We start from the raw sequence: 14,496 nt of genomic DNA, 5'->3' as shown, positions 1-14,496 counted from the left end.
ACCTAACGAGAGACTAAGCAAATATTTACTTGATGAGAGATAAGGTTCTTCAATTAGCAAAAGAAAAGAATGCTGTAATTCTTGCTCACTACTATCAAACTCCTGACATTCAGGAAATAGCCGATTTTAAAGGCGATAGTTTGGCATTAGCACAAAAGGCTTCAGAAGTTGATGCAGATATTATTTTGTTTGCGGGCGTTCATTTTATGGCAGAAACTGCTAAAATATTAAATCCAACAAGAAAAGTACTTCTGCCCGATTTAGCAGCCGGATGTTCTCTTGCTGAATCGTGCCCGGCGGATGATTTTCGTAAATTTAAAGCGCTTCACCCCGACCATATTGTTATTTCATATATCAATTGTACTGCCGAAATTAAGACTTTATCTGATGTGATTTGCACGTCAGGAAATGCAGTTCAAATTGTTGAATCCTTTCCTAAAGATCAGAAAATAATTTTTGCTCCTGATAAAAACCTTGGACGATACATAAATGAAGTAACCAGCAGACAAATGGTTCTTTGGGATGGAACCTGTGAGGTTCATGATATTCTTTCTTCAGAAAAAATCATGAAAATGAAAATCGAAAATCCTGATGCTGTACTTATTGCTCACCCAGAGTGTGCACATCCGGTATTATTACTTGCCGATTTTGTTGGATCAACAACAGCCATGCTGGATTATACAAAAAACAGCGAATCTAAAAAATTCATTGTTGCAACAGAAACGGGAATTCTTCATCAGATGCAAAAAGATTCTCCCAACAAAGAATTTTTAATTGTTCCGGCCGACGAAACCTGCTCTTGCAATGATTGTGCTTATATGAAACTGAACACAATGGAGAAGTTATACCTTGCATTAAAAAACGAACAACCTGAAATCATCTTACCTGATGATGTTATGGAAAAGGCAAAAGCACCAATTGTTCGAATGCTTGATTTATCGAGACACCTGATAAAATAGGTTTTAAAACTTACAATAGTAAAAGGGAGATCAAAATGGTCTCCCTTTCTTTTAATGTAGTAAATATTGAAATTTTAGTCTCTTATACTTTCAGGAGAAATACCTGCTAATTCACAAGCCTCTTTAAAATGCAGTTCATCCAACGCCTTGTATAAAACAGCAAAAGCCGAGTGTATCCAAACTATCGAGACAAGTACTCCTACAAACAGACAGATAAGTCCTAAAATAATGACTAGGAATGATACTATTCCCATTCCAAGAATTGTCCAAAAGTAACCTTTACTCAAATAAAAGCTAAGCTTAACAGCCTGTATTGGATCTACCTTTTTATCCATTATTAAAAAGGGAACAAAAATCAACTTGCAAACCAAATAAATTCCCGGAATAATAAGAAACAGGAAGCCTACTCCGACTATTCCAATCACCAATAAATGACTTAAAATCACAAATAGAAACTTCTTGAATCCATTCAAAATTTCTTCAAACTGAGGTTCCGTTTTTCTTGATGCTTTCAAAAACATCCAATCTACACCATAACTAAACGGAGTAACAACCAATAGGTAATAGATAAATCCGAAAAATTTGAACGATGCCAAACCGATCTTAAATGAATCGCTGTCATCCCATCCCATTTGATTAATCCCCATGGGCATATCAATTGCTCCGAAAACTATAATTGCAAGTAATAAAATTAAAAAGTAATTTTTCAGAACACTCCATCCCTCTTCAAAACAGCCTCCTACTGTTGGAAATACTTTTAAAATAAGATTCTCTTTACAATAATCTACTTTCATAAACCAAACCTGCTAATATTGATTAAATTATATCCTTTACATCTATAAATAATAACCCTCGTTAGAGAAAAAATATTTATATCATTTTAGATAAATATAGAACATATAAGGCTTGTAAAAAAACACGAACAAAAAAATAAATAAAAAAATGATAGGGTATTTTATCCATAAAGCATCATAGTAGTAGAAGCAAGAAAATACACGATCGGTTTTCTCCTATTTTTAAAATTATTATCAAATAAAATAAATCGCCATGAAAACAAAAATTAGATTTTATTTCGCAATCATTCTTTCTGCCTTTTTGTTTTTCTCTTTCAGCAATGTAATGGCAGCGGAGGGAAATAATGTAAAGAAAGAAAAAAACAAAGTACAACAGGTTATTGACACCTTAAAATACGACGTATACAAAGGCAAGGTTCAAGATGCCAAAACAAACGAACCTCTTATGTTTGCAACTATTGCTGTTAAGGGTGTTAATGTTGCTACAGTGTCGAACAGCGATGGTGAATTTCTATTGAAAATTGCTAAAGATCTTCCTGTTAGCAAAATTGAAATCACCTATATCGGATACAAAAATCTCGAAGTTTCTATTTCTTCATTAAAGGAAAAGAAAAATATATTAAAGCTGGAATCAGTTACTATTCCTTTGGATCAAATTAACATTTACCCATTAGATCCTCTTTTTTTAGTAAAAAGTATTTTGGCTAAAATCGGTCAGAATTACCCTAAAGACCCAAATATGATGAAGGGTTTTTACCGCGAGACAATTAAGAAAAACAGAAATTATGTAGCTATATCTGAGGCTGTTGTAAACGTTTACAAAGCGGGATACAGACAATTAAAAGATGATCAGGTACAAATTTACAAGGGACGCAAAAGTCAGGATGTAAAGAAAATGGATACGTTATTGTTCAAATTACAGGGCGGACCATACACATCACTACTTTTAGATGTTGTGAAAAATCCTTACAATCTTCTTTCCGATGATTTTATCGAGAACTATAATTTTTCTATCAAATCAATTACTAAAATAAATGACAAGATTCATTACGTAATTGAGTTTAAACAAAAAGAAAATATAGATATTCCATTGTATTATGGATTGCTTTATATCGAATCGACAAATTTAGCCTTGTCAAGTGCAAAATTTAGCCTGAACCTAAGCAATGAAGAGGAAGCCAGCCGAATGTTTATTAAACGGAAACCAGCAGGTGTAAAAGTAACTCCTACCTCAGCCGATTACTTAGTTAACTATACTGAAAAAGATGGCAAATGGTATTTCAATTATGCCAGAGGTGAGATTAATTTTAAATGCAACTGGAAACGTAAACTATTCAACACCAACTATAGCGCAATGACTGAAATTGCAATTACCGACCGTGATGAACAGAATATTGTGCGCTTTAAAGGAGACGATAAATTTAGAGCAAATCAGATCATGGTTGAAGAAGTAAGCAACTTTGCTGATGCTAATTTCTGGGGAGAATACAATACCATTGAACCAGATCAGTCCATTGAGTCGGCAATTCGGAAATTGAAAAGAAAAGCCAGATAATGAAATTTTGAATTCAAAACATACTTGAGTTAGTTATCCTACAAGCATTAGCAACTGAATTCAAAACAAAAAAAGAACCGTTCACTCATGCTTGGGGAAACATGAGAATATTCAGAACGGTTCTTTCATCAATAATAATAATAATATTGCAGATCTTTCCTCTAACGATTGAAAAATCCTAACTTAGAAAGGATTACAAGCTTTTTAAAATACGGGAAGAGATACGAAAATGCCGGAAGATACAGATACTACACTTAAACATATACAAAGAGGTAATTTACAGGAGTTTGAAAAATTATTCAGAGCATATTACCCTTTACTATGTCATTACGCGCTGCGTTTTGTGAAAGACACAAATCAGGCTGAAGAAATTGTTCAGGAATTGTTTTGTCAGTTATGGGAAAACAGAAAAAATTTAAAAATTCACACTTCATTAAAAGCGTACCTTTACAAAGCAACTTATTTTAATAGTCTGCAGGTATTACGAAAAAGAGGTGTTAAAACACAGTACGAAGAATACATTAAAAACAACAAACCAAAAAGCTCATTACCAATAGATTCGGTTGAAGAAAAAGAAATTTACAACATTGTAAACACAACTCTTGCAAATTTGCCCGATCGTTGCAGTAAAATATTTAAAATGAGTAGGTTTGAAGGCCTAAAATATCAGGAAATTGCCGATAAATTATCAATTTCGGTTAAAACTGTTGAAGCAAATATGGGAAAGGCATTAAAAGCCTTCCGAAAAAATTTAAAAGATTACGTTGGAATTATTGTGCTATAAACAAAATGAAAGAAAATACATCACATAAAATAGAGTGGGAAATCATTTCGAAATACCTTAGTGGAGAGATGAATGCAGAGGAAAAATTGGCATTTGAAAAGTTGATTGATTCCAATCCTACGTATGCAGAAATTGTATCTGCATCCGATAAAGATTTGGATCTAATTCAAGAGGTTAACGAAATTCAACAACAATTTAATGTTGATGTTGCCTGGTCGGCAGTAAAATCCAATTTAAGCGATCTTAAAAAGGCAAATACCACCAAGGTAATTCCCTTATTTTCGCTCCAAAACACTAAAAAACTTATACAGATTGCAGCCATGCTAATTATTGCCATTGGCCTTGGATTTGCATCATATCATATTTACAATGACAAATTTGCTCCTTACCAAAGTATTTCATCAGAATTAAATGAAAGTGGTAAATCCATTATATTGGCTGATGGTTCTATTGTAACACTTAATGGCAAATCGGAATTGGTTTACGAAAGATCATTTGCAGGAAAAGAAAGAAGGGTAAAATTAACCGGGGAAGCGTTTTTCTCAATTGCTAAAAATCCTGATAAACCATTCATCATCTCAGTGGGCAATGCTGAAATTAAAGTTTTAGGTACCTCCTTCAACGTGAATGCTTCCAATAAACATGTTGAAGTTTTGGTTGAATCGGGTAAGGTTCAATTCTCACTTGCAAAAGAACCTGATAATAAAATTATTCTGGAAAAGGGCGATTTTGGAGTTTTACAGGAAGATTTTCTGGAAAAAAGAACACAAAACGATGAAAACTATCTTTCCTGGAAAACTCAGTTGATGGTGTTTAAAGCGATGAGTTTACAAGATGTATCTAAGGTTATTAACCGAACCTATCAGGTTAACATTCAATTTAACGACACAGCAATTCAAAATTTACCGATCACCACATCATTTAATAAAACACCACTTAATGACGTTCTGGAAAACTTATGCCGGCCACATAACCTGACATATGAGAAGAGTGGTTCTCAAATTACGATAAAAAAAGAACTGAAATAATTTATTTCTAAAATGAAAAGAAGAAAAACATATCCGATTTTAGTACAAAGCATCATTTTAAATGCTCTGCTTTTACTTATGGTATGTTTCACTCAAAAAGTCAACGCACAGAATTCGCTCTTACAAAACAAAATTTCAGTTGATCTTTCGGAACTAAGCATTAATGATGCCTTGGATTCTATTGCGACAAAAAACAATTGCTATTTCACTTATAATTCTAATTTATTTACAAATAAAAAGAAGCTTAGTTTAAAAGCTGATGAAGTTGAATTTGAAATTTTACTGAGAAAAATAGTGCAGGATACCAGCCTTACCTTTCAAGTAGTAAACAGGCATATTATCATTGTTCCCACAAAATACAAAACAGATAAACCTCTTACTTCAACTATGATTCCTTACATTTCGTACCGAAACATTAGTGGTAAAGTAACAAATCAATCGGCTAAAATATCTCTGCCATACGCAAGTATTGGTATTAGAGGCAAACATATTGGCACAATTAGTAATCAGGATGGGGAATTTGCCCTTACACTTTCATCGGAAAATAGTAAAGACACGCTTGTTGTATCCTATGTTGGATTTAAAAATTTCGAAATCCCTGTTTCAGATATCTCAAATACCAAACTTCAAATTAAACTAAAAGAGGATTTTATTTCGCTTCAGGAAGTGGTGATTCGAAACAACGACCCCAAATCAATACTAAAAGCTGCTGTCAACAGAATAGAAATCAATTATCCGCAAAACGCTTCCAATCTTACCTCGTTCTATCGGGAATCTGTGCATAAAAACAGTAAGTATATGATTTACCTTGAATCTGTTTTGGAAATTTACAAAAATCCTTACGTCGAAAATGAGCTGACAGATAGAGTGAAAATATTTAAGAGCCGCAAAATTTATGATGTATCCCGTTTGGATACCATATCATTTCGATTAAAAGGAGGCATTCAAGGCTGTTTGATGTTGGACATTGTAAAAAACCGCCCCGAATTTCTTGATCCTGAATTTATGGATCTATACACCTACCGTTTATCCGATATCAGTACATTCAACAATAAATCTGTTTATATTATTGATTTTAAGCCTAAACAACACATAAGCCAGCCTCTTTTAGAAGGAAAACTCATTATTGAAACCAGAAGTTTAGCAATTATTGGTGCAGAATTTGGCTATAATCAAGATCGATTATCCGAACTTTCCGACCGATTTATTAGTAAGGGAAATCCAAAAACAAAAGTAAGACCTACGCTGGTTTTATACTCCGTAAACTATCGTAATATAGATGGAAAGTATTTCTTGAATCACACACTTGGGAATTTAAAATTTAAAGTGAAGAACAAAAGAAAATTGTTTTCACAAACTTTCTCTACAACTTTCGAAATGGCAACAACAAAATTAGACACTATCAATGTTAGAAAATTTAAGCATCGCGAAACAATCGCGCCAACAACAATTCTTTCCACTGAAAAACTAAGTTACGATCCAAAGTTCTGGGGCAACCAGACATTTATTAAACCCGAAGACAATATTAAAGAAGCTATCAAAAGAATCAGCAGCAGTATGCAACAAGTTGCAATGGATACAAGCAAATCTGAATAGAATTTAAATTATCAATGACATACATTTGTCCTAACTGCAAAAGAAAATTATCGGGTCCAAACCAATATCACTCGTGCTTTATTACCGATAAAGAGACTCATTTACAAAAAATGAGTCCGGATACTTCAGAATTATTTGAAGCACTTCTATCCTATCTGATAACATTCGAAAAGCTTGAAATTATTTATTTAAAGACCTGTATTCAATGTAAGACAGGTGCAACTTTTTTATCCATATACACAAAAAAAAATCATCTGATATTGGAGTTTCAACTGCTACGGGAAGAAGATCAATTTCCAATTTATCTGTGCAAACGAATATCTAAAAACCGCGTACTTCACCGCATTGCCCTTGGCGGATTATCCGAGTTTGATCAACAACTAAAAAACTGGCTGAAGGAAGCTTATCAAACCATCAGGAAATAACCGCATCTTGTTATAATACTTCCTATGGAAACAAAATATTCTAAAAGTCTTCCTATTTTTGTATTTCTTTACAAAAAAATAATAAATCAGTAACTTCATTAAATGGGAAGTCGAATAAAAAAAATAATACAAAATTCAATTGGAATACTAATTGGTTCCGTATTCCTGTTTCTCACTTTGCGTGAAAAACCAATGGCTCCGGTATGGGAAAGCTTAGCAAATGCTGACTATTTTTTTATACTGCTTAGCTTCGTATGTTTATTCATCATTTTTTACCTGCGGGCCTTGCGTTGGAAGCTGCTTATTGAAGAATCCGGAGAAAAACCAAAATCGGATAAAGTACTAACCTCGGTACTGCTTGGCTACTTCGTGAATAGTTTCACTCCAAAATTAGGAGAAATAATTCGTTGCACATCTCTGCAAAAAACAACTAACGTTCCGGTTTCTGTATCTATGGGAAGCGTTATGGCCGAACGGGCTTACGATTTACTGATTTTGGGTCTTGGTGTGTTTGCTGTATTCTGGATTGAACTGGATCGTTTACAAGGAATTATGGACTCTACTATTGGTGGAATTTCTCATATTTACGGCTACCGCTATTTGTATGTAATTCCAATTTCCATACTTGTTCTTTTTATCCTTTTCTTAGTTAGCTTACGCAGAATAAAAAAATCAGAGCGGCGTCCAGTAAAAAAGATCGTTGAATTCTTACAAAGTATGTTTCTATCGCTTAAGCAAGGCTTGCTTCTTAAGAAAAGATTCCAGTTTATTGTATTAACATTACTAATCTGGACAATGCTCGTTGTCTTAAATTACATCTATCTGCTTTGTTTGCCTGAAACATCAGGATACTCATTCAGTTTTGCAATTGTGATTCTGTTTATTGGCGGAATCGGCTGGGCTTTGCCAAGTCCCGGAGGAATTGGAACAACTCATTTCTTACTTCTGCAGTTATTCCTTGCCTTTCAATTGGATCCAAATGCGGGAATCAGCTTTGGAATTCTTTCCAATGGATTAACATTTATTGGTACCATTGTAATTGGTGGTTACGGCTATTTCAGATATTGGACAGAAACCAAAACTTTGGAAAAAGCAGCAAAAGCATAAATGATATTCCCTTTTAGCAACAAGCTTCTTAGGAATTCAACAAAACCATATTTTACACCTATCTTTGCACGATAAAATCATCTGAATACAAAAAATGAAATTTAGTCAATATAGTTTTTCCCCCGATATTAAAAGAAATCTAGAAGGTTTGGGTTTTAACAGACCTACCGACATTCAATTTAAAGCCATTCCTCCAATTGTACGAGGAGAAGATGTGCTTGCCATTGCACAAACCGGAACAGGAAAAACAGCTGCATTTGCGATTCCTATTATCGATAAGCTGCACAAAGCTAAGAATAACAAAAGCAGCAACGGCATTAAATGTGTTGTAATGGTTCCTACCCGCGAGCTCGCCATTCAAATTACCGAAGTTTTTCAAAAAATTGGAAAGCATACCAAAGTAACAAGTTTTTGTGTGTTCGGAGGTGTTGAACAAGCTCCTCAAATTGCAAGTTTACAAGGTGGAATCGACGTATTAATTACAACGCCCGGCAGAATGTTCGATTTAACCAGTCAGGGATTTATTCAGCTTGATAAGGTAGAAACTCTGGTTTTGGATGAAGCCGATCATATGTTGGATTTAGGTTTTATAAAAGACATTCAGGATTTGATTCGTTTTCTTCCAAGGAATCGTCAAACCTTATTTTTTTCAGCGACCATTACACCCAAAATTAAAAAACTGGCTTATTCGTTGGTTCGAAGTGCAATTCGTATTCAAATTTCACCTAAAGATCCTGTATCCAAGAACGTAGAGCATGGTGTTGCTTTTGTGAAAATGGATGATAAACGTTTCTTTTTGGAACGAATGATTAAGGAACATCAGGAAAGTAAAATACTGGTTTTTGTGCGAACCAAAGTAAGAGCGGAACGTGTTCACAAAGCCATGGAACGTGTAGGAATAGAAACACAAACCATTCATGGAGACCGCGAACAGGATGATCGTTTAATTGCCTTAAATGCTTTTAAAACGGGAAAAGTCAAAATCTTGATCGCAACAGATGTTAGTGCACGTGGTATCGACATTCCCAATGTTGATTATGTGGTAAATTACGACATGCCCGATGTTGCCGAAAATTACGTTCACCGTGTGGGTAGAACCGGACGTGGTGTTCAAAAAGGTTTGGCCATTTCTTTCTGCGACCCAACAGATGAAAAACAATTATTAGCTGAAATTGAAGAGTTTACCGGCACCGAAATTCAGGTAATGGACATATCCAAAGGAGAATACACTGCAACTATCGACTTTTCTGAAGATTACTCGAAAAGCTTGAAAGAACTAATGGATGAAGCAGAAGATTTTCTGCAAAATCCGAAAAAGAAAAGTGTGAAAAAGAAAACTCCTGCGAAAAAGACAGCGAAAAAGAAAAAAAAGTAAGCAATACGAAATAAATAAAACCTCAAAACCAAAATGGATTTGAGGTTCTTTTTTTAAGGATAAACTCTATACCTGCCAACAATAAATAAGCCTGATTCTTTGCATTTCGGCAAAAATCGAAATATATTCGTTCCTCTTAATCTAAATCAATCAACTATGCAATCACTAATATCTCCCGAAAGCAATTTAACCTTGTTTTTCGTGATAGCCGGAGCTGCAGCTTTTGGTCTTTATTCCGAACACAAAAAATGGTTTGGCAAACTATCCGGAATTTTAGTTACCATGATATCCATGTCGCTGCTTGCAATGGCTGGTGTGGTACCGGTAGCATCCAATCCAACAATTAAAGTGGATGTATACGATATGGTATTCTCCTATTTTATCCCCATTTCTATTCCCATGCTGCTGTTCAGTTCCAACATTCTTAAAATTGTAAAAGAGAGCGGAAAACTATTGGTGGCCTATATTTTGGGTGCTATTGGAATTGTACTGGGATGCTTTATTGCATTTTGGCTGATTGATTTAGGTCCGGATTCTGGAAACACAGCAGGTGTAATTGCCGCGACTCTTATTGGTGGAAGTGTAAATTTTATTGCTGCTGCCGAGATCTTAAATTTCAGCACCAATCCATTATTTACGGCAACTATAGCTGTTGATAATTTTGTATCGAATTTGTATACACTATTTCTGTTCCTTACTCCTTCTCTCCTGTTCTTATCCCGCTTTTTTGTGAAACCTAAGAAAGAAAATGAAGAGGAATCTGCCACATCATCCGACAAAGCACAATTCCCAATGAGTTTGGAGCGGGTAGCCGTTTCTGTATTTATTGCTGCCTTAATTGCCGGATTGGGAAACCTTCTTTCTCCCTATCTTCAAGACTTATTGCACACAAAATTAAACCTTAGCATATTGGTGATTACAGTTTTAGCAGTGCTTGCAGCTAACCTGTTTCCAAAGAGACTAAAACCATTGGAAGACACAGCCTTTTCGCTTGGTTTGTGGATGATGTACATCTTTTTGGCGGTAATTGGTGCAGCTACCAATATGACACAAATATTTAGCATTGGCCCTGCTGTATTGGGATTTTACCTAACCATTATGCTCTTCCATTTTCTGTTTATGCTCGCTGTAGCCAAACTCTTTAAACTGGATGTTTACGAGGTGGTAATTTCATCGGCAGCAAACATTATGGGGCCATCGGTTGCTGCTCCAATGGCAGCATCTATGGGACAAAAGAAGCTGGTTACACCCGGAATTCTGGTTGGTATTTTGGGTTACATCATCGGTACCTTTATTGGTGTTTCCATTGCCTTATATTTAAGCTAGATCGAATCAAAAAATATAAACAAAATGGCTTTGTACAATTGCAAAGCCATTTTTATTGATTAAATACAAGCACAAAATCAACACCGAAGCCCTCCAGTTTCGGTGTTTTTATATCTCGCTCACAGCAGAATATATCCGAGCAAAGAATTACTTCCAGTTCACTTCCTTTTATTGTTCCAAATTGTACATGGAATCAACTTCGCACTAAAGCGAAGAGTACATTTTGATATCCAAAGTCCTTCCGCTTCTTGCGGATGGTTCTCCAAGCTGCTTGCTAATACCTTCGCAGTAATGCGAGCTGGGTTAATGATAAGAATAATACCTTAGCATTGATGTGAAGCAAGTGTTTTGATGAGAAAAAGACCTCCGCATTAGAGCGAAAGGAGTTTTACGTAGGAAAAATAGCCTTCGCATTGGAGCGAAAGGGGTTTTATGAAGAAAAAAAAGCCTTCGTCCGAGTGCGAAGGGCACTTCATGATGAAAAGAAAGCCTTCGCTCCGGGTAAATTGATACTTTTTCATGCAGGACACTTCTCAACTTTATCAAAATCTGAGGGTCTCACTGCAAGTGAGGCTCTCAGCAAAAGATACAAGAGTATCACCATAATTTAATTGGGCTCCTCACCTAAGGTGGGAGCACTAGGTTTATCCAAAAAAATCAACTTTTTTCATTTTATGATACGTGTCCACCCCTATTTAATTGTCTATTGTTTAGAAAGAGGTTAAATTCCCCTTTTAAAGAAAATTGCATGCACAAATCAGTCTATTAGTAATTAAATGGAACACGCGCTAAAAACCCAACAGTTCGAAAACCTGACGGAAACAAGAATAGAACAACTTTTTAAAGAACACTATTCTGTTTTAACGGCTTACGCCAATAAATTCCTATCCGATTTAGATGATTCAAGGGAAATTGTTCAGGATGTTTTTGTTCATCTGTTCGATAATCGGGAATCTGTAAAAATTCATACTTCAGCCAAGGCACATTTGTTTACTTCGGTTCGAAATGCTTGCCTAAATACCATCAAACAAAGAAAAAACCATGCCACTCATCATGAGAACATCAAATATTTAAGTTCTGGTTTTAGCTTGGAAGCTGATAAAATATTAGAACAGACAGAATTAGAATACGCCCTCTTTAAAGCAATTGATGAATTGCCTGAGCAATGCCAGCGAATATTTAAGCTGAACCGAATAGAGGGTTTCACCAATCAGGAGATTGCAGATCAGTTAGGACTTTCGAAACGTACTGTCGAAACGCAAATCTCGAAAGCTCTAAAAAGCTTACGGATAACAATTGGCCCAATGCTGGTATCACTGCTTATTGTTTACCTATTGAACGCACTGAAATAAATTTTTATTTTTTTTGAATTCAAGTACGTGTGCGGTCATTCTTATTTGTCATACCATTAGAAACAGCAAAATGAAACAAAACAATCAACATATCGATGAGCAGCTTTTAAAGGCCATTTTAGAGGAAACTTCTTCTGATCAGGACAAGCAGGAATTCCAAAAGTGGATACAGGCTGATTCTGCAAACAAAGATACCTTTCTTAAAATGCAGAAAATCTGGAAATCGAGCAAAGGAATTGAAGTGTTCCAAAAAATTGATGAAACAGCTGATTGGAAAATCATAAAAGCGAAATCGGGAAAAACAGTTAAACTGAAAAAAGTAAACCTGTTTATGCAATATGCAGCCACTGTTCTTGTCTTGCTCTCACTTAGTTTGGTTTACCTGTATCAGACAACACCAGGCTTTGGTAAATACGCAGAATACAAAAGCCTGCAAACAAAAAATAAAATTGTATTGGCTGACGGAACAGAAGTCTTTTTAAACAAGGAGAGTAAAATCATATATCCAAAATATTTCAATTCAAAAGTAAGAAATGTAGAGATGGAAGGAGAAGCCTACTTTCAAGTGAAGCCCGATCCGACCAAACCATTTATAATCAAATCCGGAAATGCAATTATTGAAGTACTTGGTACCAGCTTCAATGTTAAAAATGAAATGGATGGAACAACTATTGTAAGTGTGAATTCTGGAAAAGTCAGTCTGAAAAATCAGAAAACGCAGGAAATAGTTTATCTAATCAAAGGAGAAAAAGGAATCATTCAAAAACGTAAGGTAAGCGAATCGAAGAACGAAGAATTAAATTTCAATTCATGGAAAACCAATGTTCTTACATTCAAGGACACGCCAGTTGCGAAAGTTTTCAGTGATCTTGAGAATTATTACGGTGTAAAAATCACAAACAGGAGTGCTAAATTAGATACACTCACCTACACCAATTCTTTTTCGAATGCGCCTATCAACAAAGTAATTGACGAATTGGAACTTGTTTTAAAAGTTCATATTACGAAAAAGGGAAATCATCTCACCATTACTGATGATAAAAACTAATTCTAAAATTTAAACCAATGAGAAACAGAATCGTTTTATTCGCTTTTATCCTGCTTGCAGGCATAAGTATAACAAAAGCACAAAATACAGTAATAAAAGCCAATTTATTAAGTCCGCTGGTGCGCACAGGATCATTTTTTATAGAACACAAGCTGAACGACAACAGCAGTATTCAATTGGGACTTTTGTACACAGGGAATACCTGGGACGACACCAAAGTAAGAGGTTGGGGAATTACTCCTGAATACCGCTTTTATCTTTCAGATTCGCCGACACCAAAAGGATTTTTCGTAGCGCCTTACGCTCGTTATCTGCATTACAACTTGGAGAATGAAGTAAATGATGAAGCCACCTTAAACGGATTGGGTGCCGGTTTAATTATTGGCCAGCAGTATATTTTTAAGAAAAGAGTAAGCTTCGAATGGTTTTTTGGACCGGGTTACACAAGCGCTAATGTTGATGCAAAATCAGGCACCGAAGAAGACTTTGATACCGGCAACTGGGATGGCTTTACGTTAAGAGCCGGACTTACCTTAGGAATTGCTTTCTAGAATTAAAATTCAAACGGAAACATCAAAAAGATAATTATGCTGAAAAGACAGAAAACGAATTTATTTTTATGAATAATTCGACGAAAAGTATAAATAAGCATATTGTATAATTATTAAAATAGAAAAATGAAGAAGTTTTTATTTATTGCGGTTATCGCATTTGGATTTATTTTTGAATCACAAGCTCAAACCGTTCAGTACAAAGTTATTACTTCTGTAGAATCAATTGTGCCTATGGGAATTGGACGTTCCCGGTTAATTGAAGAAAAAGACACCATTAATGCTGCCGATTTCACCACAGAAAGAACTGATGGTAAAAAAAGTAAGCAGAAAGATGTAAAACGTTCCGATGCGAAAGTTGACAAATTTGCGGAAACAAAATTATTAAATTTTTATAGTATCGCAGGTATCAATTTTCAAAACATTGCTTCAAACGATGCGTTAACCTCATCGAAAATAAACCAGCTTAGTACCGAGGGATGGGAACTTGTTTTTGTAACTAGTGGCGTTGAAAGTGACAGTGGTAAAGGCGATGGAAACGGAATCTATATTACCAGATATATATTTAAAAAAGTAATTTAATTCTTAACGATAAG

The 14,496-nt window shown here is 35.1% G+C and carries 14 protein-coding genes; 13 read left to right on the top strand and 1 reads right to left on the bottom strand.

Annotation, left to right across the window (positions count from 1 at the left end):
• Positions 1–32 precede the first annotated feature (32 nt).
• Entirely contained in the window at positions 33–959 is a 927-nt protein-coding gene (gene nadA, locus QUH73_RS00590) for a quinolinate synthase NadA (protein ID WP_289528505.1), read from the top strand.
• 74 nt (positions 960–1,033) lie between these two features.
• Here nadA and QUH73_RS00585 read toward each other — a convergent pair whose 3' ends face one another.
• Complete coding sequence (locus QUH73_RS00585; protein WP_289528504.1) at positions 1,034–1,753, bottom strand: hypothetical protein; 720 nt, start codon at positions 1,751–1,753, stop codon at positions 1,034–1,036.
• Positions 1,754–2,006: 253 nt separating this feature from the next.
• Between QUH73_RS00585 and QUH73_RS00580 the strand changes: the two genes are divergently transcribed.
• From QUH73_RS00580 to QUH73_RS00525, 12 genes are all read left to right on the top strand, one after another.
• Positions 2,007–3,308, top strand: coding sequence for a carboxypeptidase-like regulatory domain-containing protein (locus tag QUH73_RS00580; RefSeq protein ID WP_289528503.1), 1,302 nt, complete (start codon positions 2,007–2,009; stop codon positions 3,306–3,308).
• A gap of 229 nt (positions 3,309–3,537) precedes the next feature.
• On the top strand, positions 3,538–4,092 hold the full coding sequence (locus tag QUH73_RS00575) for an RNA polymerase sigma-70 factor (protein ID WP_289528502.1): 555 nt from the start codon (positions 3,538–3,540) through the stop codon (positions 4,090–4,092).
• 5 nt (positions 4,093–4,097) lie between these two features.
• Positions 4,098–5,120 (top strand): FecR family protein, encoded by a 1,023-nt coding sequence (locus tag QUH73_RS00570; RefSeq protein ID WP_289528501.1) that lies wholly within the window; start codon positions 4,098–4,100, stop codon positions 5,118–5,120.
• A gap of 12 nt (positions 5,121–5,132) precedes the next feature.
• Positions 5,133–6,716 (top strand): carboxypeptidase-like regulatory domain-containing protein, encoded by a 1,584-nt coding sequence (locus QUH73_RS00565; RefSeq protein ID WP_289528500.1) that lies wholly within the window; start codon positions 5,133–5,135, stop codon positions 6,714–6,716.
• A gap of 14 nt (positions 6,717–6,730) precedes the next feature.
• Complete coding sequence (locus QUH73_RS00560; protein WP_289528499.1) at positions 6,731–7,141, top strand: DUF5655 domain-containing protein; 411 nt, start codon at positions 6,731–6,733, stop codon at positions 7,139–7,141.
• A 102-nt stretch (positions 7,142–7,243) separates the two neighbouring features.
• On the top strand, positions 7,244–8,248 hold the full coding sequence (locus QUH73_RS00555) for a lysylphosphatidylglycerol synthase transmembrane domain-containing protein (protein ID WP_289528498.1): 1,005 nt from the start codon (positions 7,244–7,246) through the stop codon (positions 8,246–8,248).
• A gap of 94 nt (positions 8,249–8,342) precedes the next feature.
• A complete protein-coding gene (locus QUH73_RS00550; protein ID WP_289528497.1) occupies positions 8,343–9,623 on the top strand; it encodes a DEAD/DEAH box helicase in 1,281 nt (426 codons plus the stop codon).
• A 156-nt stretch (positions 9,624–9,779) separates the two neighbouring features.
• Positions 9,780–10,949 carry a DUF819 family protein gene (locus tag QUH73_RS00545; RefSeq protein ID WP_101307973.1) on the top strand — a complete coding sequence of 390 codons (1,170 nt, stop codon included), beginning with the start codon at positions 9,780–9,782 and terminating at the stop codon, positions 10,947–10,949.
• Between the two features lie 776 nt (positions 10,950–11,725).
• Positions 11,726–12,301 (top strand): RNA polymerase sigma-70 factor, encoded by a 576-nt coding sequence (locus QUH73_RS00540; RefSeq protein ID WP_289528496.1) that lies wholly within the window; start codon positions 11,726–11,728, stop codon positions 12,299–12,301.
• Positions 12,302–12,371: 70 nt separating this feature from the next.
• Positions 12,372–13,349, top strand: a complete 978-nt coding sequence (locus QUH73_RS00535) for a FecR family protein (protein ID WP_289528495.1) — start codon at positions 12,372–12,374, stop codon at positions 13,347–13,349.
• A gap of 17 nt (positions 13,350–13,366) precedes the next feature.
• Entirely contained in the window at positions 13,367–13,900 is a 534-nt protein-coding gene (locus QUH73_RS00530) for a DUF3575 domain-containing protein (RefSeq protein WP_289528494.1), read from the top strand.
• Positions 13,901–14,026: 126 nt separating this feature from the next.
• Positions 14,027–14,482 (top strand): hypothetical protein, encoded by a 456-nt coding sequence (locus tag QUH73_RS00525; protein WP_289528493.1) that lies wholly within the window; start codon positions 14,027–14,029, stop codon positions 14,480–14,482.
• The last annotated feature ends 14 nt before the right edge of the window (positions 14,483–14,496 follow it).

Source organism: Labilibaculum sp. K2S (assembly GCF_030372765.1).
In the GTDB taxonomy this organism is placed as follows: domain Bacteria; phylum Bacteroidota; class Bacteroidia; order Bacteroidales; family Marinifilaceae; genus Labilibaculum.
This window is presented reverse-complemented; position numbering and strand designations above follow the sequence as displayed.

What these genes read in the sequence shown, in the direction of transcription:
- QUH73_RS00585 (WP_289528504.1), bottom strand. Translation starts at nt 1,753, where the DNA reads ATGAAAGTAGATTATTGTAAAGAGAATCTTATTTTAAAAGTATTTCCA.
- QUH73_RS00545 (WP_101307973.1), top strand. Translation starts at nt 9,780, where the DNA reads ATGCAATCACTAATATCTCCCGAAAGCAATTTAACCTTGTTTTTCGTG.
- QUH73_RS00565 (WP_289528500.1), top strand. Translation starts at nt 5,133, where the DNA reads ATGAAAAGAAGAAAAACATATCCGATTTTAGTACAAAGCATCATTTTA.
- QUH73_RS00560 (WP_289528499.1), top strand. Translation starts at nt 6,731, where the DNA reads ATGACATACATTTGTCCTAACTGCAAAAGAAAATTATCGGGTCCAAAC.
- QUH73_RS00535 (WP_289528495.1), top strand. Translation starts at nt 12,372, where the DNA reads ATGAAACAAAACAATCAACATATCGATGAGCAGCTTTTAAAGGCCATT.
- QUH73_RS00575 (WP_289528502.1), top strand. Translation starts at nt 3,538, where the DNA reads ATGCCGGAAGATACAGATACTACACTTAAACATATACAAAGAGGTAAT.
- QUH73_RS00540 (WP_289528496.1), top strand. Translation starts at nt 11,726, where the DNA reads ATGGAACACGCGCTAAAAACCCAACAGTTCGAAAACCTGACGGAAACA.
- QUH73_RS00550 (WP_289528497.1), top strand. Translation starts at nt 8,343, where the DNA reads ATGAAATTTAGTCAATATAGTTTTTCCCCCGATATTAAAAGAAATCTA.
- QUH73_RS00570 (WP_289528501.1), top strand. Translation starts at nt 4,098, where the DNA reads ATGAAAGAAAATACATCACATAAAATAGAGTGGGAAATCATTTCGAAA.
- QUH73_RS00530 (WP_289528494.1), top strand. Translation starts at nt 13,367, where the DNA reads ATGAGAAACAGAATCGTTTTATTCGCTTTTATCCTGCTTGCAGGCATA.
- QUH73_RS00525 (WP_289528493.1), top strand. Translation starts at nt 14,027, where the DNA reads ATGAAGAAGTTTTTATTTATTGCGGTTATCGCATTTGGATTTATTTTT.
- QUH73_RS00555 (WP_289528498.1), top strand. Translation starts at nt 7,244, where the DNA reads ATGGGAAGTCGAATAAAAAAAATAATACAAAATTCAATTGGAATACTA.
- QUH73_RS00580 (WP_289528503.1), top strand. Translation starts at nt 2,007, where the DNA reads ATGAAAACAAAAATTAGATTTTATTTCGCAATCATTCTTTCTGCCTTT.
- nadA (WP_289528505.1), top strand. Translation starts at nt 33, where the DNA reads ATGAGAGATAAGGTTCTTCAATTAGCAAAAGAAAAGAATGCTGTAATT.